This is a genomic window from Microbacterium sp. lyk4-40-TSB-66 (assembly GCF_030209475.1).
In the GTDB taxonomy this organism is placed as follows: domain Bacteria; phylum Actinomycetota; class Actinomycetes; order Actinomycetales; family Microbacteriaceae; genus Microbacterium.
Window position 1 is genome coordinate 189,330 of the sequence record NZ_JARVRW010000004.1, and the last position, 19,361, is coordinate 208,690.

Below are 19,361 nucleotides of genomic sequence, written 5' to 3' on the forward strand. Positions count from 1 at the left end.
CCGTCAAAGAGCGAGCACCTCACCCGCCACCACCGTCGCCTTCGTCCGGGTCTCGTGGACGTCGGTGGCCGGACCGGCGAACGGATCGCGGTCGGCGATCGCGAGGTCGGCCGGCGCCCCCGGCGCGAGGGTGCCGGGGCCGACGCCGAGAAGCTCGGCGGAGCCGCGCGTGTACGCGTCCAGCGCGGTCCCGAGCTCGAGCGTCTGCGCGGCGCCGAGGGGTGCGGCATCCGCCTCTCCGGGCGGGCGGCGCGTCACCGCGACGTGGATGCCGAGCCACGGGTCGAAGGTGGAGACGGGCCAGTCCGACCCCATGGCCAGTGCGGCGCCGGCGGCACGCAGGGCCGCGAACGGGTAGAGATCGTCGGCGCGCTCTTCGCCGAGCAGGGGCAGGGTGACCTTGCGCACGAGGGCGTTGGTGCACGCCCAGTACGGCTGGCAGTTGGCGGTGACCCCCAGCGCGGCGAAGCGAGGGATGTCGTCGGGGCCGATGAGCTCGAGGTGGGCGATGTGGTTGCGCACGCCGGAGCGGTGCTCGGCCGGTACCGCGGCGAAGCCGTCGAGGGCGTCGTGCACCGCCGCATCTCCGAGGGCGTGCACGTGGACGGCGACACCGGCCGCGTTCAGCGCGGGCACCAGGTGCTGCACGAGCTCGGGCGCGAAGTACGACAGACCGTGCGACCCGTCGGGATAGGGGTGACACAGATGAGCGGTCCGCGTCTCCACGATTCCGTCCAGCATGAGCTTCGCCGTGCGCGTGGGGAAACCGGCCGCCGTGTTCGCGCGGGCTCGCTCGAGGCATTCGGCGACGAAGGCGTCGACCGTGTCCGCCGTGAGGTTCCGCGGCACCCAGATGGCGCCGGTCGCCCGCCCGGTCAGCGATCCGTCGCGCAGCAGCGAGAGGTAGGCGTGCGAGAAATCGGGGTAGCCGGCGTACTCTCCCAGCGCCGCCTCCTGCCAGCCGGTGATGCCGGCGGCCAGTGCCGACCGCGAGACGCTCAGCAGAGCCCGCGCGATGTCGGCGGTGTCGTGCGGGGGGACGTGCGGGGAGACCAGCTGCATGGCGCCCTCGCGCAACGCGCCGCTCGGTGCGCCGTCCACCGCCCGCTCGACCCGCCCGTCGGAAGGATCGGGGGTGGCGCGATCGATGCCCGCGGCGGCGAGGGCCGCCGAGTTCGCCCACCCGCCGTGGTGGTCGGCGTCGAGCAGGAATGCCGGCCGGTCGGGAACCAGCGCGTCCAGGTGGGCGGCGGTGGGGCCGGTGGGCGGGAAGAGCGTGGGGTCCCATCCTCCGCCCACCACCCAGGCGGCGGCGGAGCCGGAAGCGAAGGTGCGGATACGTTCGTCGATCTCATCGAGGGTCGCAGCTCCCGCCAGATCGCAGCGGAGGGAATCCACCGCACCTCCGCCCAGGTGGAGGTGCGCGTCGACGAATCCGGGGGTCACCAGCCCGCCGCGCGCGTCGAGCTCCTCGTCGACCCGACCCAGCGCGTCGCGCACCTCGCGGTGCGAACCGACGGCGACGATTCTGCCGTCGCGTATGCCCAGGGCGTCGGCGCCGAGAAGGGTTCCGGACGAGAAGAAGACGCCGTCGGCGACGAGGAGGCTGCTCACGGCTTCAGTGTGGCGGGGGCCCTCGCGACACGCCGAAGGGAATTCACGCGCGGCCCCCGGCGCTTCCTCCCGTATGCAGGCGATCACGTACTCCCAGACCGGTGACTCCTCCGTCCTCTCGCTCGTCGAGCGTCCTCTGCCCGAGCCGGGCCCCGGCGAGGTGCGGGTGCGCATCGCCGTGTCGGGGGTGAACCCGACCGACTGGAAGGCACGACAGGGCGGCCGGCCCTTCTCCTGGGACGAGGTGACGCCCGACCAGGACGGAGCGGGGATCGTGGATGCCGTCGGCGACGGCGTCGACAGCCCGTCCACCGGTCAGCGGGTGTGGGTCTACCTCGCCCAGCACGAGCGTCCCACCGGCACCGCCGCCGAGTACGCCGTCATCCCCGCCGCACGCGCGGTCCCGCTCGCCGACGGGGCCTCCTTCGCCCTCGGGGCGAGCCTCGGCGTCCCGGCCATGACCGCCCACCGCGCCCTTACCGTGCACGAGAACGGTCCCGCGCGACTCGCCCCCGGCGCGCTCGATGGACGCACGGTCCTCGTGCAAGGTGGCGCCGGGGCGGTCGGCCACGCCGCCATCCAGCTCGCCGTATGGGCCGGCGCGACGGTGATCGCGACCGTCAGCAGCGACGAGAAGGAGGCCCTGGCCCGAGCGGCCGGCGCCCACCACGTGCTGCAGTACCCGAGCGACGCGCTGGCCGACGGCATCCGCGAGCTCGCACCGGACGGTGTCGACCACATCGTCGAGGTCGCCATCGCCCACAACGCCGCCCTCGACGTCGAGGTGATCGCCAACCACGGCTCGATCGGCTACTACGCCGACAACGGCGGTGACCGATTCAGCGCCGCGGTGCGGGCCAGCTTCGCCAAGAACGTCCGCTGGCAGGGACTGCTGCTGTACACCGTGGGCGAAGACGCGCTCGCCGCCGCCGCGGAAGACGTATCGGCTGCCGTCGCCGACGGAGCACTGCCGGTCGGAGACGACGCCGGGCTGCCGCTGACGTGGTTCCCCCTGGCCGACACCGCCGCCGCGCACGACGCCGTTGCGAACGGTGCGACGGGCAAGGTGCTCATCCGCGTGAGCGACGCCGAGTAACCGCTGCACACGAAACCGCCGGGGCCGCGCGTGATGCGCGACCCCGGCGGTTCGTCGGTCCGGGGGGAGACCGTCGACGGTTACTGCTGCGTGCGGCGGCGGGCGATCGCCGTTCCGGCCGCGACGATCAGACCGAACGCGAGCATGCCCGCACCGATCAGCGGCAGGGGCGAGCCCTCCACGTCGGAACCGGTCTGCGCGAGGTTCCCGCTCGAACCCTTCTTGCCCGGGGCGGGAACGGCTGTAGCCGTGGGAGACGGCGCAGCCGTGGGGGCGGCGGTGGCCGTCGGCTCCGCGGTGGGGCTGGGCGTCGCGGTGGGCTCGGCCGTCGGGGTGGGCGTCGGCGTCGGGACGACGGCATCCCAGGCCAGCACGTAGGCCGCGTGGCCGATCGCGGGCGAGAAGATGTCGATCGAGGTGCGGTTGATGTTCGCGAGGGTGTCGTCGGCCGTGTGGTAGTTCCGGTCCATGAAGACCCCGGCCGTTCCGCCGAACTGCGCAACCTGCTCAGCGGTCTTGATGTCGTCCGCACCCGAGAACAGTCCGCCCGAGGGGATGCCGTTCTCGATGAACGCCTGGTAGTCGCTGCGGCCCGAGTACTCGGTGTCGATCCACGGCTGCTCGATGGCGTCGAAGTAGTCGGTGTAGACCTTCTCGATCTCGATGGATCCGTCGGGGATGTCGACGGGCGCCTCGGACGACGACTCGTTCGCGTCGTAGACGCCCACGGTGAAGTTCTCCGAACCGATCATGTCGTAGTTGAGGTACGCCGAGATGCGGGCGAGCTCGGCCGGGTCCTCCGCGACGAGTTCGTCGACGTAGGCCGTCGAACCGAGCAGACCGATCTCCTCCGCACCCCACAGGGCCAGGCGGATCCGCTTGTCATTGGGAACCTCGGATGCCGCGACCTTCTCGGCCAGGGCGAGGATCGCCGCGGAGCCGGAGCCGTTGTCGTTCACACCGGGTCCCTCGGCGACGCCGTCGAGGTGCGCGCCGACGACGAGGGTGTCGTCGGGGTCGCCCGCGATGCTGTCGGCGATGATGTTGAAGGACTTCCCGACGAGGAACTCCTTCTCGATGACGGCGGTGCCCTCGACGGGCTCGTCGGCGGGGGCCGCCGTGATCAGCGCGACCAGCGCGTCACCGCTCGCCTGCGGCAGGGTGGCCGCGGGAGAGTTGTCCTCGTTGCGCGGCCCGGCCGAGACGTTCGTGAGCTGATCCTGGGGCGTGGTGCCCTCGGCCTCGGGGCGGGCGTTGTTGTAGACGAACACCGCGCCGGCGCCGGCCGCCGTGGCGTTCTCGATCTTCGCCTGGAAGGTGCATTCGCCGCGCTGCACGAGCACGATCGCACCGGCGGGAACGGCGGCGTAGTCGGTGGTCGCGCACCCGAGGCGCAGGCCCGCGGCGTCGGCGGCCGGCAGGGCGAGCACGTCGATGTAGTCGCCGTCGATCCCTTCGCTGGTGTCGAAGTGCGACCCCTCGTAGGTGGTGCCCTCGACGGTGAGGGAGGCTTCGCCGAACTCCGAGTACGGCACGTCGAACTCGTCACGGGTGACGGTGAACGCCCCCGTCGCTTCGAGCACCTCTTCGGCGTACTCGGCGGCGGCCTCGTATCCGGGCGAGTCCCAAGCGCGGTAGCCCTCGCCGGCGAACGACTCGCTGATCTCGGACAACTCGGTGAGGTGGGTCATGACGTCTGCGCCGGTCAGGCCGAGGTCGTTCGGGGTCTCGCCCGGGGCGACCGCGGCGGTCGCCGCCGGCGCGAGCAGCAGCGACCCGCCGACGAGGGCGGTCGTGGCGACCGCGGCGGAGAACCGGCGGCCGCGCGAGGGCGGGGAGTGGGTGGTGTTTCGGGGCACGGTGAAGGCACCTCTCTGCGGGCGGCGACGCCCGCATCATCCAGGGGGAACGATGCGTCCGCCCGAGGAGGCGAACACGCTTCGATTCTTATCGGATAGCTGAGGATTCGCCATCGATTCCCGGAATGTTTACGGCGTGGAAACGTGTGAGCCGCCGTTTCGGGGGCGTCTGCGCCCGGTGCACCTGAACTGTTTCCGCCGCCTCAGCGCGTGCGCGGCACGTACCGCGGTACCCACCGGATGAAGCCGACGGCGCCGAACACCGCGATCGCTCCCACCGCCCCCACGCCGACCGATATCGACGCCACCGCGGTGAGTGCCGATACCAGCAAGGGTGCCACCGCCCCACCGGCATCCGTCAGCGTCCGCCACGATCCGAGGAAGGCGGCGGGCTCGGTGGGTGGGGCGATGTCGGCGCCGAGGGTGAGCAGGATGCCGCTGGAGAGACCGTTGCCCACCCCGAGCACGGCGGCGAACATGGCGTACCACATGGCCGCGGAGCCCAGATCGTGGGTGAACGACAGCGCGATGAACCCGGCGCCCATGAGGATCATCGCCGGCAGCGCCGCCCACAGTCGCCCGAAGCGGTCCATCACCTGCCCGCTGGCGTAGAACAGGGCGAAGTCGATCGCACCCGACACCCCGACCACCACCGCGATCGTGCCGGCATCCAACCCCAGCGAGACACCCCACAGCGGAAGGACCACCTGGCGGGCCGAACGTACCGCCGACAGGGAGGCCGCGGCGAGCCCGAGTCGGGCGAGCACGCCGCGGAAGCGCCACATCGTGCGGAAGACGCCCGCGCGTTCGACCGTGGGGATGGCACCGGTCACGGGCTCGCCGCTGTCCTCCGCCTCACCGGTGGCGGCGGCTGGCCGCTGCGTCGATCCCGCCCCGACGGGCACGGCCCGCTCGGGGTCGGGGCCGAAGAACACCAGGAGGATCGTCGCGACCTGGCACACGGCGAAGAAGATCACGGACGCCGTCTCGTCGCCGAAGATGCCCAGCAGCGCCGCCGAGATGAACGGACCGACGAACATGCCCGCGCGGAACGTGCCTCCCAGCAGAGACAGTGCCCGAGCGCGGAAGTGCAGCGGCACGCGCGTGGTCATGAACGAGTGGCGCGCCAACGCGAACGCCGCCGCGCAGAAGCCGATGAGGAACACCGCCGCCGCGAACACGGCGAGCGATGAGGCGAAGACGACGCCGACGAGGCCGGCCAGGACGATGATGCCCGCGACGCCCATGGTCACGCGCTCGCCGAAACGGGCGACGGCCCACCCGGCGGGGATGTTGCCGCACAGCTGGCCGACGACGAGGGCGGACGCGACGAGGGCTGCGAGGGCGACGTCGGCGCCGAGCCGGTCGGCGATCACGGGGATGAGGGGGATGACCGCGCCCTCGCCGATCGCGAAGAGCAGGGTGGGGCCGTAGATCATCGGTGCGAAGCGCACCAGCACGTTCCGGGGAGAGTCGGCTGTCACCGACTCCACGATAGGCTGGATGCCAAATGCTTGAACTCGATTTGACCGCCGACATCCAGGCGCTGCGCTCGACCTTCGCCGATATCCAGGCCGTGGTCGACGTCGACGCACTCACCGCAGACATCGCACGTCTCAGCGAAGAGGCCGGCGCCCCCAACCTCTGGGACGACGTCGACAACGCCCAGAAGGTGACCAGCCGCCTCAGCCACAAGCAGGCCGAGCTCAAGCGCGTCTCCGAGATCGCGCAGCGTCTCGACGACCTCGAGGTGCTCGTCGAGCTCGCCATCGAGATGGACGACGACGAGTCCGCCGACGAGGCCCGTCGCGAGCTGGCCGCGCTGAAGGACGTGATCGGTCAGCTCGAGGTGCAGACCCTGCTCGACGGCGAGTACGACCCGCGCTCCGCCGTCGTCACGATCCGTTCCGGCGCCGGCGGCGACGACGCCACCGACTTCGCCGAGATGCTTCTACGCATGTACCTGCGCTGGTGCGAGCGTCACAAGTACCCCGTGAAGGTCATGGACACCTCGTTCGCCGAGGGTGCGGGCATCAAGTCCGCGACCTTCGAGGTCGACGTGCCCTACGCCTACGGCACACTCTCCGTCGAGGCGGGTACTCACCGCCTCGCGCGCATCAGCCCCTTCGGTGGTGCCGACAAGCGCCAGACCAGCTTCGCCGCGGTCGAGGTCATCCCGGTGATGGAGGAGGCCGTCGAGGTCGATGTACCCGAGGGCGACATCCGCGTCGACGTGTTCCGCTCATCCGGACCGGGCGGACAGTCGGTCAACACGACCGACTCGGCCGTGCGCATCACGCACCTCCCCACGGGCCTGGTCGTGTCGATGCAGAACGAGAAGTCGCAGATCCAGAACCGCGCCGCCGCCATGCGCGTGCTGCAGACGCGCCTGCTCCTGCTCAAGCGCGAAGAAGAAGCCGCCAAGAAGAAGGAGCTCGCCGGCACGATCACGGCGAGCTGGGGCGACCAGATGCGCTCCTACTTCCTGTACGGCCAGCAGCTGGTGAAAGACCTGCGCACCGGCTACGAGGTCGGCAACCCCGCGGTCGTCTTCGACGGCGACCTCGATGGGCTCATCGCCGCCGGCATCCGCTGGCGCAAGCGCAAAGAAGACGACTGACACGCCGGTGACGACGAGCCCTGTGGATGCCGAGGAGACCGGCATCCACAGGGTTCTCTCGTTTCGTGACACGGCGCGTCCTGACGGCGTGCCCCCGACCCGCGCTTAGGCTCATCGAGCCATGATCCGGTTCGAAAACGTCACCAAGCGGTATCGCGGCACCGCGAAGCCCGCCCTCAGCGCCGTCGACTTCGAAGTGCAGCGCGGGGAGTTCGTCTTCCTCGTGGGCGCTTCGGGGTCGGGTAAGTCGTCGTGCCTGCAGCTGATCCTGCGCGCCGAGACGCCCAGCGAGGGGCGCGTGGTCGTGCTCGGTCGGGACCTCCGCACCCTGTCCAACCGCAAGGTGCCCTACTTCCGCCGCGAGATCGGCTCGGTCTTCCAGGACTTCCGGTTGCTGCCGAACAAGACCGTGTTCCAGAACGTGGCGTTCACGCTGCAGGTGACCGGGTCGTCGCGCGGGTTCATCCAGCAGGCCGTTCCCGAGGTGCTCGCCCTCGTCGGCCTCGACGGCAAAGAGAAGCGTCTGCCGCACGAGTTGTCGGGTGGGGAGCAGCAGCGTGTCGCCATCGCGCGCGCCCTGGTCAACCGCCCCCAGGTACTGCTCGCCGACGAGCCGACCGGAAACCTCGACCCCGGCACCTCCACCGACATCATGCGCCTGCTCGCGCGCATCAACGCCGGCGGCACGACCGTCGTCATGGCCACGCACGAGGCCGGCTTCGTCGACCAGATGCAACGGCGGGTGATCGAGCTCAGCGGTGGCGAGATGGTGCGCGATGAGCGCGGAGGCGGCTACGGCGACACCGCCAGCATCCCGCGTCTGACCCCCGAGGTCGAGAAGGGCGCGGCCGCCGTCGCCGCCCTCTCGGCGGTGCTCGAGGTGCAGCGCGAGGTCACGGGCCGCACGGGCCCCCTGCAGCCGCTCCCGACGACGGATCCCGCACCGGCACCGCGTGCGGAACAGACTCCGGATGCCGAGCCCGCACCGCGTGCGGAACGGGTGGCGGGAGCCGCCCCCGATGCGGCGGCAGCGACGGCGACGGCTGACGCCGCCGACGAGCCCACCCGGCAGCCGCGCGAGCCGGGGACGAACACGGGGTTCATCCCGGTCACGACCCCCCAGGTCGACGAGCTCGGCCTCGCCGACCGTCTGGGCCTCGGCAAGAAGACGGACAGCAACGACGAAGTGGGGCCCACGTCATGAGGTTGGGGCTCATCCTGTCGGAGGCCTTCACGGGTCTCCGCCGCAACGCGTCGATGGTGATCTCGGTCATCCTCGTCACCTTCGTCTCGCTGACCTTCGTCGGTGCGGCGATGCTCATGCAGATGCAGATCGGCAAGATGCAGTCGTACTGGGCCGACCGCGCCCAGGTGGCGGTGTTCATGTGCGCGTCCTCGTCGAACGTGCCGACCTGCAATGCGGGGGAGCCGGCGACGCAGCAGCAGATCGACGACGTCAAGGCGACGCTCGATGGGCAGGCGCTCGCGCCGCTCATCCGCGACTACACGTTCCAGACGAGCGACGAGGTGTTCGCCGACGCCCAGCAGCAGTTGCCGGAGGACATCCTCGGAGTCGTCACAGCCGACCAGTTCAACGCGACCTTCAGCATCAACCTGGTGGATCAGCGTCAGTCGGATGTGATCACCGAGGCGTTCAGCGGCCAGGCGGGTGTCGAGGACGTCCAAGACCAGCTGCAGTACCTCGAGCCGTTGTTCCAGGCACTGACGGTCGCGACCTACGTCGCCGTCGGCATCGCCGGTCTCATGCTGATCGCCGCGGTGCTGCTGATCGCCACCACCATCCGCCTGTCGGCGTTCGCGCGTCGACGAGAGCTGGGCATCATGCGGCTCGTGGGGGCGTCCAACCGCTTCATCCAGACACCGTTCGTCGTCGAGGGCGTGCTCGCCGCCCTGGTCGGTTCGGCACTCGCGAGCGTCGCGGTCTGGGCGATCGTCGGCGTGGGAGTGAACCAGTACCTGCGCGATCGCATCGGGTTCATCACATCGTGGGTCGATGTCGGCGACGTCGCCGTCGTCATCCCCGTCATCGTCGTCGTCGGCGTGATCCTCGCCGCCCTCAGCGCCAGCTTCGCCATCCGGCGGTGGCTGCGCACCTGAGCGTGGGGTAAACTGTAAGGCTCTGTGTGCCCATGATCATGAGGAGGTGGCACCATGCCTCGTGAGCAGGGTGAAAAGCTCATCGCGTCCAACAAGAAGGCGCGTCACGACTACGCCATCGAGAAGACCTACGAGGCCGGTCTGATCCTGACCGGTACCGAGGTGAAGTCGCTGCGGCAGGGTCGCGCGAACCTCACCGACGGCTACGCCTACATCGACGGCGGACAGGCATTCCTCGACGCGGTGCACATCCCCGAGTACTCGCAGGGGCACTGGACGAATCACTCCGCCAAGCGCACCCGCAAGCTGCTGCTCCACAAAGAGGAGATCATCAAGCTCTCCCACGCCGTCTCAGCGGGCGGGTACACCCTCGTGCCGTTGCGGCTGTACTTCCTCGACGGTCGCGCCAAGGTCGAGATCGCCGTGGCGAAGGGTAAGCGCGAGTTCGAGAAGCGTCAGACGATCCGTGAGCGCGAAGACAAGCGCGAGGCGGAGCGTGCCATGCGGACGAAGAACCGGCTGGGCGACTGACGGTCCTTCGAGGGGCGCCATCGGGGTCTCAGGCCGGGCGGGTCACTCCGCGCGGAAGCGTCCCTCCACCACCGACGTCACCTCGATCTCGGGCGGCTGCAGGCTGAACGACGGGCCGGCGTCGGCGCGGGCGGCCATCAGACGTGCGCCCATCGGCGACGGCGAGTCGGGGCGACCGCCGAGCAGTCCGACGTCGGCGATCTCGACGGCGGCGACCGATGCGAGGCCCAGGGCGTCGGCGTAGGCCGTGGCGCGCTCGACGGCCACGTGAACGGCTTCTGCCGCGACCTCTCGCTCCACCCGGGCGCGGGTGTCGGGGGAGAGGCGCCACTCGACCGCCGTGACCTGCACGTCGTCGGACTCGGCGACGTCGCCGAGCCACCACGACAGGGCGCCGGCGTCGGTGAAGGTCGCCGACAGTTCGACGCTGGCGTGGTGCACGAGGGGGAGCTGCGCACCGTCGTTGTTCCACGGGCGGTCAGACCACACCGAGACGCGGGCGCTCGACCACTCCGACACCTCTCCGGAGCGGAGGTGTGCGACCAGGCCGTCCTGCACGGTCGATGCACGCTCCTGCGCCCGCTCGACGACGGGGCCGCGCGTGGGGCCGTCGGTGGAGACGGTGACGCGCACCGCCGCCTCTTCGGCGCGGACGCGCGAGTTGCTCTCGCCTCGGACGGTGATGACGACGTCGCTCATGCAAGGGAGCCTACGGGACGGGCGTCCGGGAGCCAGGGATGGGAATCATGGCACTCCGCGAACCGTTGTAGAGTAGGAGGCTCGGGTGTTCCGGCATCCGAGTTGGCAACTCAACAGCGTGACAACGGCCGCTCCTTCACGGAGTTCCCGGGGCTGATCGGTTTCGACAGCGCCTGCGAACCCGCGAGAAGCGGGCCGAGGATGTGGGGTTATCTCGTAAACGCTCCCTGCAAAACAATAAGTGCCGATGCTAAGCGCACTGACTTCGCCCTCGCTGCGTAAGCGAGCCCGATAGTCCGTCAGACCGTGTGTGACCCCGCCACGGAATCTGGCGTCATTTAGGGGTCTTGCTGTGTGACGGCGTCTGGACGTCACGCGGGACTTTTCCCAGGCTGGGCTCGTCGACTTAGGTGTCTGTGACAAAGGTCGGAGCCGAGCAGAACGTCTGCACAGACTGCGCCCGGAGAAAACGCGGAGACCCAGCGTTGGACGGGGGTTCGATTCCCCCCAGCTCCACGAGCCGTTGTCACGAAGAGTTGCACGAAGAAGCCCCCGCTCCCGCCCGTTTCGGCGGGGGCGGGGGCTTCTTCGCGTGACCGCGGTCCGTTCTCGCGGGCGGAGCCTGGAACGGCGCGTCGAGGGATCGGTGGCGAAGCCGAGCGGCCTCGTCGTCGACCGCACCGGCGGCCGGGTCCCTCAGCCCGCGCTGCGGGTGTGTATGTCGCTCTCGCCCGAGATGTCGTTGAGTTCGAGGTAGACGCGATTCTCGGTGCGGGTCAGCGTGGCGGTGCTGCGGCGCTCGAGACCCCCGGCGACACGCTCGATGAAGCCGGGGTCGAAGCTGTGCAGGAGCACCTCGTCGGCGCGGTGGATGCGCTTGCCCGCCCAGGCCGCCGACACCTTGTCGGGGTCGCGGTGGGTGTAGACGGCGACGCGTTCGGCTTTCATGCTCCCGGTGTGCAGGCGTGCGGCATCCGGTGCACCGACCTCGATCCACGCCACGAGCGCCCCGGTGAGGTCCTTCACCATGACGGCCGGCTCGTCGGTGGCTGCGACGCCCTCGCTGAAGGCGATGCCCTCCTCGTACTCGAGGCAGTAGGCGAGCACCCGGGTGAGCATGTAGGGCGCGGTCTCGGACGGATGCCGTGCGACCCGCAGCTGCAGCTCGTCGTAGACGCCGCGATCGACGTCGGAGAGCTGCACCGTGAAGGTGTGAATGGTCGAGCCGATAGCCACGACGACCGAGCCTACGCGAGCGGGCGCTGCCTTCGTGTCCGTGCAGCGCTTGTCCGGCCCCGTGGGCGGCGTCTAGCGTCGGAGGATGCCTGACCCTCGCGCGCTCCGCATCGACGTCGGCCCCTTCCACCTCGCGCCCACGCCCGACGCCTCCACGTGGACCGCGGTTCCCCGAGGAGACGCCGTGGACGCGGCATCCGGAATCACGGCGGGCTGGAGCGAGTGGGTCGCTTTCGCGGCGCGCGTGCTGCGCGCCGACGAACTGTGGCGCGCCGTCGAGGCGCGCGGCGACGCGTGGGACGAGGGATTCGCCGCGGCCCGGAATGCTGCGGCGGTGAATCCGTACCGCTGACCCGCACGGCTGCAGCGGGGGAGCGGTCGCGTCGCGGGTCAGCGCGGGGTGTCGACGAGGATCAGGCTCTGCCGGGTGTCCGCGAGCTTCACGAACCCGTCACCGAACAGGTATGTCAGGCCGTATCCATCGACCCCGCGGCCACCGAGCCACTCGGGGTTCTCGGTGACGTAGGTGCCGTCGTCGTCGACCTCGACCTTCCAGCCGGAGGCGACGAGCTCCTTCTGGGCCGTGGCTGCGGTCGCGGCGTCGATCGGCGCCCATCCGAAGATCTGTACGCGGTCGGAAGCGATCTTCTGATCGCCCCACTTGCACTGGATGCCGTCCTCGAGCGCGATCGCTCCGATGCGGAAGGGCTCCTGCTGCGTGACCCACCCGATGCTCGTGAAGTCGTCGGCGGTCGCCTGCGGGATGATGTTCTCGCATGTGGGGTCGGGCGTCTCGGATGCGGCTGTCGCCGTCGTCTCCGGGGCCGCGATCGTCGGGCCCGCCGCCGACTCGGCGACACTGGGTGCGGTCTCGGGGGCGGGGCCCGTACAGGCGGTGAGCAGCACGGCGGCCAGGAGCCCTCCAGCCGCCGCCCACGCGGCGCGCCGACGCCCGCCCGTCACCGCGGGTCCTCGCCGTGCAGGAGGGCGAAGAAATCGTCGTGCAGGACGCCGTTGGTCGCGAACGACGATCCCGCGTCGAGACGGTCGGAGCCGTCGAAGGCGGTGAACCGGCCGCCGGCTTCGCGCACGATCGGGGCGATCGCGGCGATGTCGTACTCCTTCACGTCGAACTCGGCGACGAGTTCCAGCCGGCCCTCGGCGAGCCACATGTACGGCAGCGCGTCGCCGTAGGCACGATCGCGCCAGACCGCGCGCGCCAGACGTTCGAGCGCGGGCACGAGCTCGACTCCGTCCCACTGCTGGATGCTCTGGAAGCTGATGCTCGAAGCACCGACCTCACCCACGCCGGACACCCGGATGCCGCGCGTTTCACCCGATGCCGTGGTCGTCCAGGCGCCGTGACCGACTGCGGCCCACCAGCGGCGTCCGATGGCGGGCTGGCTCACGACGCCGACCTGGGGCACGCCGTCGACGGAGAGGGCGATCAGCGTCGCCCACACCGGGATCCCGCGCATGTAGTTGTGCGTGCCGTCGATGGGGTCGATGACCCACCGGCGGGACGTGTCGCCGGACGAGCCGTACTCCTCGCCCAGAACGGCGTCGTCGGGCCTCTCGGCATCGAGGATCGCGCGGATCGCGCGCTCGGTCTCGAGGTCGGCCTCGGTCACGTGCGTGCGGTCGGGTTTGGTGTCGATGCGGAGGTCTGCCGCGTCGAAGCGGCGCATCGATACGGCGTCGGCGGCGTCGGCCAGGCGCAGGGCGAGGGCGAGGTCGTCGGTGAGGGTCGGAGGCGTCGCTTCGATCGGGGACACGGCTCAAGGATACGGTCGACCGGCGGCCGATTTGGCGCGCCCGCGTCACGCCTGGTAACGTAATCCCTCGGTTCGGAACGTGAGTTTCGGTCCGAAACGGAATGCACCTCTAGCTCAATCGGCAGAGCAACTGACTCTTAATCAGTGGGTTCTGGGTTCAAGTCCCAGGGGGTGCACCACTCGAGAAGCCCGGTCTCTCATCGTGAGATGAGACGCCGGGCTTCCGTCGTTCACGGGTGCGACCGACCGGTCGATCAACGCGCCGCGCGGGCTGCCGTTGTCCACGAGCCCGCCTCGCGAGGGCCTCGGGCGGGGTCGTCCGGGGTCGCCTACAGAACCTGAGCCTGTTGCGCCAGAGCGTCGTGCGCGTGAGAGCAGTAACCCGGATGACCGGCGTCCCCCGAGACCCGCGCGGTGACGATCATCTCGCACCGGGGTTCCGACATCTCGCCACGAGTCCCGTAGGCGCACAGCGTGGGGCGGTCGAGGCGCGCTTGCGCCCACCGCAGTACGCGTCCTATCGATGGCTCTCCGATGAGCATCGTCGTCCCCTCGCTTCGCTGATGGTGGGTGCCCCCGCCCCGACCACGGACTCCGTCTTCCTCGACGGCGTCTCCCCCCGTGGGGCGCGGGCACCCGACAACCATGTCTAGCGCGCGCTGCGCCGGCGATCCCGCTGTGGCGACGATGATCCGCAGTGCGCGACTACTGGTTCCGTTACCCGGTAGTCGCCTCGGCGGCGGAGCGGCATCGGTGAGGAACCGGGAGGGAATTCCCTCACGACCGGGAACCTCGGCACGCGCCGCGGGGAAACAACCTGGTTTGCCGAGGGGTTGAATTCAGCAGACAGGGCGGGTGAATTGCTTCAGCGACGCACGCGCACCGGAGGAGTTTTCGATACGTTGGCGCAGTCGGCGCACCCGTCGGGCCGAACGCTCGGTCGATTCCCCAAGAACGTTCTGCGGAAGTCGCAGACGGATCGCCGGGTGTCGCTAATGCACTCGCTTTCACGACGCATTGACCCGGTTACCGCTATCTTGTGGCCTGCGAGAAGGTGGTGTCAATAGCGTCTCGGGCGTCCTGCCGCGGGAAGAGCACCGATCGCGGGGTGGCACCTCTCCACCACACTTACTGGGCGCCCCCAGAACGGCGGGGTCGTTTCGACGGTATTCACCCTCGGTAGGTTCGCGCGACACCTTCGACGGCTCGAATGAGGACCTCCGTGCGGTCCATTCTTAATCCACCCGTAATGGTGCGGGTATAAGGTCGGTTTTGCTGCGCCGCAGCGGTACTCACATTTGCACCCGCCGCGGGGCGTTAAAGAAACAATGCGCACCCTGAGCTCGAGCCGAAAGCACAATGCGCCCATGGAACTCAACGCCGCCTCCGGTGTTCCGTCCCGTTCGTCCGCCCGCCACCGACGCACACTGATCCTCACCACCGCCGTCGTCGCTGCCGCGCTCGTCACCGGAAATGCGACGCCCAGCGTCGCCGCCGTCGCCGGGCCCGTCGGACTCCTCCCCGATAGCGCGCGACCGCAGATCGCCGCAATGCCCGTCCCCGGTCCGCTCGAGGTCGGATTCACCTTCTCGCCGGCGGAGTCGGGCGCCCTGTCGGCCGTCCGCTTCTACCAGAACGCCCCCAACTCGGGCGTGGTCAGTGCCTCGGTCTGGTCGTCGACGGGGGTGCTCCTGGCCCAGGCGCCGGTCAATCCGGTCGCCGCGGTCGGTTGGCGAACCGTCCCGATCGCGCTGGATCTCGACGCGGACGTCTCGTACACCGTCAGCGTGCTCGACAACGACGGCCGCATCCCGGCCATCGAGAACTACTTCGCCGAGGCGAAGACGACCAACGGCATCGTCACGCCCGCGAAGGCCGGCGTGTACAAGGCCGCCGCCGGGTTCCCCACCAACGGGCAGACCTCGAGCGGCCTCGTCGACATCGCCTTCACCGCCGAGCCCGACCTCGAGTCCGGTTCCGAGTCGCCGGTCGAGCCGACCGAGCCGGAGCCGACCGAGCCCGCACCGACGCCGACCCCGGTCGAGCCGGCCGCGCCGGAGCCCGACCCCGCCGGACCCGTCAGCGCCGTCGGCCCCGACGGCACCCACTGGCCCGAGAACACCCCCCGTGCCGGTGAGGCGCGCGTGGTGAAGGTGAACCCCACCTGGGCCGCGATCTCCGCGGCGATCGCCGCCGAGGCCAAGACCTCGGACGACGTGGTGATCTGCGTCTCGCCGGGCACCCTCACGGGCGGTAACGGCTCGGGTTCCAGCGCCAAGGGCGTCCTCCAGGACGTCGGAAACGCCAACCGCGCCTCGCGCATCCTCGTGGACGCCTGCGACGGCATCGGCACGGTCAAGACGGCCGGAGACAAGGGCATCGCCTTCGTCGGAGTGCGCGGTGTGTCGATCGTCGGCATCGACATGGGTGACACGTCGGTCATGCTGCGCAACGTCGAGTCGTTCGGCTTCGGGTACACCACGGTCGGCACGCTCCTCGTGACCGCCAACGGCGGCCGCGGCGTGCGTGATGCAGACGTGGTCGAGGTCGTGGCGGGCACCGAAGCGGTGGCCGGCGCCGGGTACGACCGCATGGAGGTGAAGTCGGCCGACGGCTACAACATCGACGGTCTGACGTTCTCGGGCCTGTACGCCGCGCCGCACTACAAGGCTCGCGGCTCGAACGCCCACACGGACACGATCCAGTTCGTGACGACTTCGGGCAAGGGCACGATGACCGACATCGTCATCGAGGACTCCGCCGTCTTCGCATCGTCCAACCAGGGCATCATCGCGGGGAGCAACAACGGCGGCGAGATCCGCAACACCCTCGTGGTCGGCGGCAAGACCAGCCAGCAGCGCTACCCCGTCTACGAGGGCGGTCAGCCCGTGCTCGCGGCGAACTCCCTGCACGGAACCTGGTCCGACCTCGCGATGGACACCTCCACCGTCGCCGGCAGTGTCTCTCCGTCGTACTCGTTCTCCGAGGTCGAGGCCTCGGAGAGCACGAAGGGCGATCGTGGGTTCAGCAAGCTCGAGCCCATGACGCTCGACGACCTCGACGAGATCGCCCCGGTCCCCACGGCCGAGCGACTGGCCGCGATCTGGGGCTGACGCTCCGACGATGAGGCGCCGGATGCCGCGCCCGATCGGTCTCCGATCGCGTGTCGACATCCGGCGCCTCACCAGCGGCTCCGTGACTACCGCGTCATGCGGCGTCGCCCACCAGCACCGCGGCGCCCTCGTCGGCGGCATCCGGGTGCGCTCCGTCGATGTGGGCGAGCAGACGGCGTCCGAACAGGATGCACAGGCTCGCGATCACGACCGATGCGGCCGCCATGATGTACGGAACGCCCGCGTTGAAGGCGTGCCACAGGAGGGCTGCGAGCGGGGGAGCGACGGCGCCGCCGAGGAACCGCACGGCGGAGTACGCCGACGATGCCACCGAACGCGGCAGGTCGGTCGCCTCCATGACCGCCTCGGTGAGTGCGGTGTTGATCACGCCGAGCACGAGCCCGCCGACCACGATGCAGGCGACCAGCGCGGCGGCCGACGACACGACGAACGCGGCGACGACGAGATCGACCGCGAGCAGCGGCAGGGCGATCAGCAGGACCGTCGTCAAGCGCAGACGCCGTAGCAGCAACGGCGCGACCCAGACGCTGGTGATCGCCAGGCCCAGACCCCACCCGAAGAACGTCAGCCCGATGCCCATCGCCCCGAAGCCGAGCGGGAAGGGCGAGAAGGCCAGCAGCGTGAAGAAGCCGATGTTGTAGAACAGCGCCGTCGCGGCGAGGATCGCCAGCGCGGGCCGACCCAGGGCGTGGAACGGTGCGCTGAACGCCAGTGGCGTGCGCTCGGGAGTGGGCCCGCGCAGCAACAGCATGACGGCGACGAACGCGATGGCCATGAGTGCGACGACACCGAAGAACGGTCCTCGCCAGCTGATCTCGCCCAGGATGCCGCCCAGCAGGGGTCCCACCGCGATGCCGAGACCGAGAGCCGCTTCGTACAGGATGATCGCCGCGGAGCTGCCCCCCGACGCCGCCCCGACGATCGTCGCGAGCGCCGTGGAGATGAACAGCGCATTGCCGAGTCCCCACCCGGCGCGGAAGCCGATGATGGCGTCGACGCTGCCGCTGAGGGCGCACAGGAGCGCGAACACCACGATGAGAGCGAGCCCCACCAGGAGCGTGGCCTTCGCCCCGATCCGGCTCGAGATCCAGCTCGTCACGAGCATCGCGAGACCCGTGACCACGAGGTAGCTCGTGAACAGCAGCTCGGTCTCGACAGGGGTCGCCTGCAGTGATTCGGCGATCGCGGGGAGGATGGGGTCGACGAGCCCGATGCCCATGAACGCCACCACGCAGGCGAACGCGACGGCCCACACCTGTGCGGGCTGCTTCCAGATGCGGGGTGCTGCGGTGTCGGCGGTCACCGGACGACCTCCTTCAGTTCGTGGGTCTCGTGTTCGCGGGTGAGGGGTGCGGCGGGCGCGAGGCCCACGCGCAGTGAGAGGGCCGAGGCGGCCGCGCCGACGGCATCCCATTCCGCCTTCGACAGGTCGGCGACGTGCGGCGCGAGTGCGGCGCGGAACTGCTCGAACCATCCGGCGAGGGCGTCCAGGCCCCGCCCGGTCGCGCGGATCACGCTGACCCGGGAGTCGGTGGGGTCGGCGGCGCGCTCGACGAGGCCCGCGGCCTCCATCTGGCGTACGAGCCGCGTCATGCCGGGCTGGGTCACCCGGCTCAGCGTGGCGAGGTCGCCGAGGCGCTGCGGGCCGTGATCGCGCAGGAGCGTCAGCGTGCGCCACTGCGCCGCCGAGGCGTCGTTCTGGGTGTCGAGGGCCGCGATGCGCGTGAGGGCGTGCACCGCGAGCAGGAGTCTCTGCAGGTCGTCGTCGCGGGTCATGAGAAAAGCATACCGCAGGTATATACCTAAGGTATCGAAACAGGCGATGTCACGGCCGCGCGGCGATCCGCATCGACAACTGATGCGCGTGCGCGAGGAGGACGCGCCCCAGCTCGGCGAGCCGCTCGCCGCCGAAACGGAACTCGACTCCCGTCAGACTCAACGCCCACTGCGGATCGCCGGAGCGCGTGAACACCGCCGCGCCCAGGCCCCAGCTGCCTTCGACGATGAGCCCCGGATTGACCGCATACCCGCGGGCCTTCGTATCGGCGATGCGCGTGCGCAGGCGTCCGGGGGAGTGCGACGCCCCCCATCGCTCCGCCAATTCCGGATGCCGTTCCAGATACGCGTCCACATCCTGGGGCGGGAGGAACGCGAGGATCGCCAACCCCGCCGATGCGACGCCGAGCGGGAACCGCACCCCCTCCGACAGGACGAAGGAGCGGATGGGGAAGCTCCCGTCCTCGCGCACCAGGCAGACGGTCTCGTCGCCGCGCCGCACCGAGAGGAAGGCGCTCTCCTCCGTCCGCACGGCGAGCGAGCGCACGATGTCGCGCGCGGTGGCGGTGACGTCGAATCGGGATGCCGCGACGCTCCCCATGAGATACAGCTCCGGACCCGGCAGCCACCGTCCGGAGGCATCGTCGCGGTCGACGAGTCCCTCCGCGCGCAGCGCGGTGAGCAGGCGGTGAACCGTGGGGCGGGTCAGATCGGCGTCGCGCGCGAGATCGCCCACGCTCGCGCCGGCGTCGCCCGCGGCGGTGACCAAGCGCAGCAGGTGAGCCGCTCGGGCGATGACCTGGGCGCCGGGGACGCCGGCACGCGGGGTCGATCCGGATGAGCTGTCCACGATGTGGACGCTACAAGCCGTGACATCCACATCGCAAGACGAGGCTGCGTGCG

General features: G+C 70.1%; 17 protein-coding genes, 1 tRNA gene and 1 other RNA gene. 9 read left to right on the forward strand and 10 right to left on the reverse strand.

Annotated features, from left to right (window positions below; all coding sequences use genetic code 11):
* Window positions 1–3 precede the first annotated feature (3 nt).
* Window positions 4–1,614 carry an amidohydrolase gene (locus tag QRO03_RS08455; protein WP_285137078.1) on the reverse strand — a complete coding sequence of 537 codons (1,611 nt, stop codon included), beginning with the start codon at window positions 1,612–1,614 and terminating at the stop codon, window positions 4–6.
* A gap of 73 nt (window positions 1,615–1,687) precedes the next feature.
* Here QRO03_RS08455 and QRO03_RS08460 point away from each other — a divergent pair, with 73 nt between their 5' ends.
* The gene (locus QRO03_RS08460; protein WP_285137079.1) at window positions 1,688–2,710 is read left to right on the forward strand and encodes an NADPH:quinone reductase; all 1,023 of its coding nucleotides are present in this window, start codon (window positions 1,688–1,690) and stop codon (window positions 2,708–2,710) included.
* 80 nt (window positions 2,711–2,790) lie between these two features.
* Here the strand turns inward: QRO03_RS08460 and QRO03_RS08465 are convergent, their stop codons facing one another.
* Both QRO03_RS08465 and QRO03_RS08470 read right to left on the reverse strand, forming a co-directional pair.
* Entirely contained in the window at window positions 2,791–4,569 is a 1,779-nt protein-coding gene (locus QRO03_RS08465; protein WP_285137080.1) for a M20/M25/M40 family metallo-hydrolase, read from the reverse strand.
* A 203-nt stretch (window positions 4,570–4,772) separates the two neighbouring features.
* Window positions 4,773–6,008, reverse strand: coding sequence for an MFS transporter (locus QRO03_RS08470; protein WP_285137322.1), 1,236 nt, complete (start codon window positions 6,006–6,008; stop codon window positions 4,773–4,775).
* A gap of 71 nt (window positions 6,009–6,079) precedes the next feature.
* On the opposite strand from QRO03_RS08470, the gene prfB reads away from it, so the two are divergent.
* From prfB to smpB, 4 genes are all read left to right on the forward strand, one after another.
* On the forward strand, window positions 6,080–7,189 hold the full coding sequence (gene prfB, locus QRO03_RS08475; RefSeq protein ID WP_285137081.1) for a peptide chain release factor 2: 1,110 nt from the start codon (window positions 6,080–6,082) through the stop codon (window positions 7,187–7,189).
* 121 nt (window positions 7,190–7,310) lie between these two features.
* The gene (gene ftsE, locus QRO03_RS08480; RefSeq protein ID WP_285137082.1) at window positions 7,311–8,393 is read left to right on the forward strand and encodes a cell division ATP-binding protein FtsE; all 1,083 of its coding nucleotides are present in this window, start codon (window positions 7,311–7,313) and stop codon (window positions 8,391–8,393) included.
* Window positions 8,390–9,307, forward strand: a complete 918-nt coding sequence (gene ftsX, locus QRO03_RS08485) for a permease-like cell division protein FtsX (protein WP_285137083.1) — start codon at window positions 8,390–8,392, stop codon at window positions 9,305–9,307. The genes ftsE and ftsX overlap by 4 nt, the downstream gene beginning before the upstream one ends.
* A 54-nt stretch (window positions 9,308–9,361) precedes the next feature.
* Window positions 9,362–9,838: an SsrA-binding protein SmpB gene (smpB, locus tag QRO03_RS08490; protein ID WP_055953901.1), complete on the forward strand. Its 477-nt coding sequence runs from the start codon at window positions 9,362–9,364 to the stop codon at window positions 9,836–9,838.
* Window positions 9,839–9,880: 42 nt separating this feature from the next.
* Here smpB and QRO03_RS08495 read toward each other — a convergent pair whose 3' ends face one another.
* Entirely contained in the window at window positions 9,881–10,537 is a 657-nt protein-coding gene (locus QRO03_RS08495) for an SIMPL domain-containing protein (RefSeq protein ID WP_285137084.1), read from the reverse strand.
* Window positions 10,538–10,686: 149 nt separating this feature from the next.
* Between QRO03_RS08495 and ssrA the strand changes: the two genes are divergently transcribed.
* Window positions 10,687–11,056: a transfer-messenger RNA gene (gene ssrA, locus QRO03_RS08500) on the forward strand.
* 177 nt (window positions 11,057–11,233) lie between these two features.
* Here ssrA and QRO03_RS08505 read toward each other — a convergent pair.
* Window positions 11,234–11,773, reverse strand: coding sequence for a YaeQ family protein (locus tag QRO03_RS08505; RefSeq protein ID WP_285137085.1), 540 nt, complete (start codon window positions 11,771–11,773; stop codon window positions 11,234–11,236).
* 85 nt (window positions 11,774–11,858) lie between these two features.
* On the opposite strand from QRO03_RS08505, the gene QRO03_RS08510 reads away from it, so the two are divergent.
* Complete coding sequence (locus QRO03_RS08510) at window positions 11,859–12,125, forward strand: hypothetical protein (protein ID WP_285137086.1); 267 nt, start codon at window positions 11,859–11,861, stop codon at window positions 12,123–12,125.
* A gap of 38 nt (window positions 12,126–12,163) precedes the next feature.
* Here the strand turns inward: QRO03_RS08510 and QRO03_RS08515 are convergent, their stop codons facing one another.
* Both QRO03_RS08515 and QRO03_RS08520 read right to left on the reverse strand, forming a co-directional pair.
* The gene (locus tag QRO03_RS08515) at window positions 12,164–12,736 is read right to left on the reverse strand and encodes a hypothetical protein (protein ID WP_285137087.1); all 573 of its coding nucleotides are present in this window, start codon (window positions 12,734–12,736) and stop codon (window positions 12,164–12,166) included.
* A complete protein-coding gene (locus QRO03_RS08520) occupies window positions 12,733–13,539 on the reverse strand; it encodes an inositol monophosphatase family protein (protein WP_502883023.1) in 807 nt (268 codons plus the stop codon). The genes QRO03_RS08515 and QRO03_RS08520 overlap by 4 nt, the downstream gene beginning before the upstream one ends.
* Window positions 13,540–13,651: 112 nt before the next feature.
* On the opposite strand from QRO03_RS08520, the gene QRO03_RS08525 reads away from it, so the two are divergent.
* Window positions 13,652–13,727, forward strand: a tRNA-Lys gene (locus QRO03_RS08525).
* Between the two features lie 1,188 nt (window positions 13,728–14,915).
* On the forward strand, window positions 14,916–16,661 hold the full coding sequence (locus QRO03_RS08530; protein ID WP_285137089.1) for a DUF4082 domain-containing protein: 1,746 nt from the start codon (window positions 14,916–14,918) through the stop codon (window positions 16,659–16,661).
* A gap of 94 nt (window positions 16,662–16,755) precedes the next feature.
* Here the strand turns inward: QRO03_RS08530 and QRO03_RS08535 are convergent, their stop codons facing one another.
* From QRO03_RS08535 to QRO03_RS08545, 3 genes are read right to left on the reverse strand one after another with little or no spacing between them, the layout of a single operon-like run.
* Window positions 16,756–17,985, reverse strand: a complete 1,230-nt coding sequence (locus tag QRO03_RS08535; RefSeq protein ID WP_285137090.1) for an MFS transporter — start codon at window positions 17,983–17,985, stop codon at window positions 16,756–16,758.
* The gene (locus tag QRO03_RS08540) at window positions 17,982–18,458 is read right to left on the reverse strand and encodes a MarR family winged helix-turn-helix transcriptional regulator (RefSeq protein WP_285137091.1); all 477 of its coding nucleotides are present in this window, start codon (window positions 18,456–18,458) and stop codon (window positions 17,982–17,984) included. The genes QRO03_RS08535 and QRO03_RS08540 overlap by 4 nt, the downstream gene beginning before the upstream one ends.
* A gap of 49 nt (window positions 18,459–18,507) precedes the next feature.
* Window positions 18,508–19,308 carry an IclR family transcriptional regulator gene (locus QRO03_RS08545; protein ID WP_285137092.1) on the reverse strand — a complete coding sequence of 267 codons (801 nt, stop codon included), beginning with the start codon at window positions 19,306–19,308 and terminating at the stop codon, window positions 18,508–18,510.
* Window positions 19,309–19,361: the final 53 nt, after the last annotated feature.

Coding starts and splice junctions, on each gene's coding strand:
- QRO03_RS08530 (WP_285137089.1), top strand. CDS start 14,916: ATGGAACTCAACGCCGCCTCCGGTGTTCCGTCCCGTTCGTCCGCCCGC.
- ftsE (WP_285137082.1), top strand. CDS start 7,311: ATGATCCGGTTCGAAAACGTCACCAAGCGGTATCGCGGCACCGCGAAG.
- QRO03_RS08460 (WP_285137079.1), top strand. CDS start 1,688: ATGCAGGCGATCACGTACTCCCAGACCGGTGACTCCTCCGTCCTCTCG.
- QRO03_RS08470 (WP_285137322.1), bottom strand. CDS start 6,008: ATGATCTACGGCCCCACCCTGCTCTTCGCGATCGGCGAGGGCGCGGTC.
- QRO03_RS08510 (WP_285137086.1), top strand. CDS start 11,859: ATGCCTGACCCTCGCGCGCTCCGCATCGACGTCGGCCCCTTCCACCTC.
- smpB (WP_055953901.1), top strand. CDS start 9,362: ATGCCTCGTGAGCAGGGTGAAAAGCTCATCGCGTCCAACAAGAAGGCG.
- QRO03_RS08540 (WP_285137091.1), bottom strand. CDS start 18,458: ATGACCCGCGACGACGACCTGCAGAGACTCCTGCTCGCGGTGCACGCC.
- prfB (WP_285137081.1), top strand. CDS start 6,080: ATGCTTGAACTCGATTTGACCGCCGACATCCAGGCGCTGCGCTCGACC.
- ftsX (WP_285137083.1), top strand. CDS start 8,390: ATGAGGTTGGGGCTCATCCTGTCGGAGGCCTTCACGGGTCTCCGCCGC.
- QRO03_RS08495 (WP_285137084.1), bottom strand. CDS start 10,537: ATGAGCGACGTCGTCATCACCGTCCGAGGCGAGAGCAACTCGCGCGTC.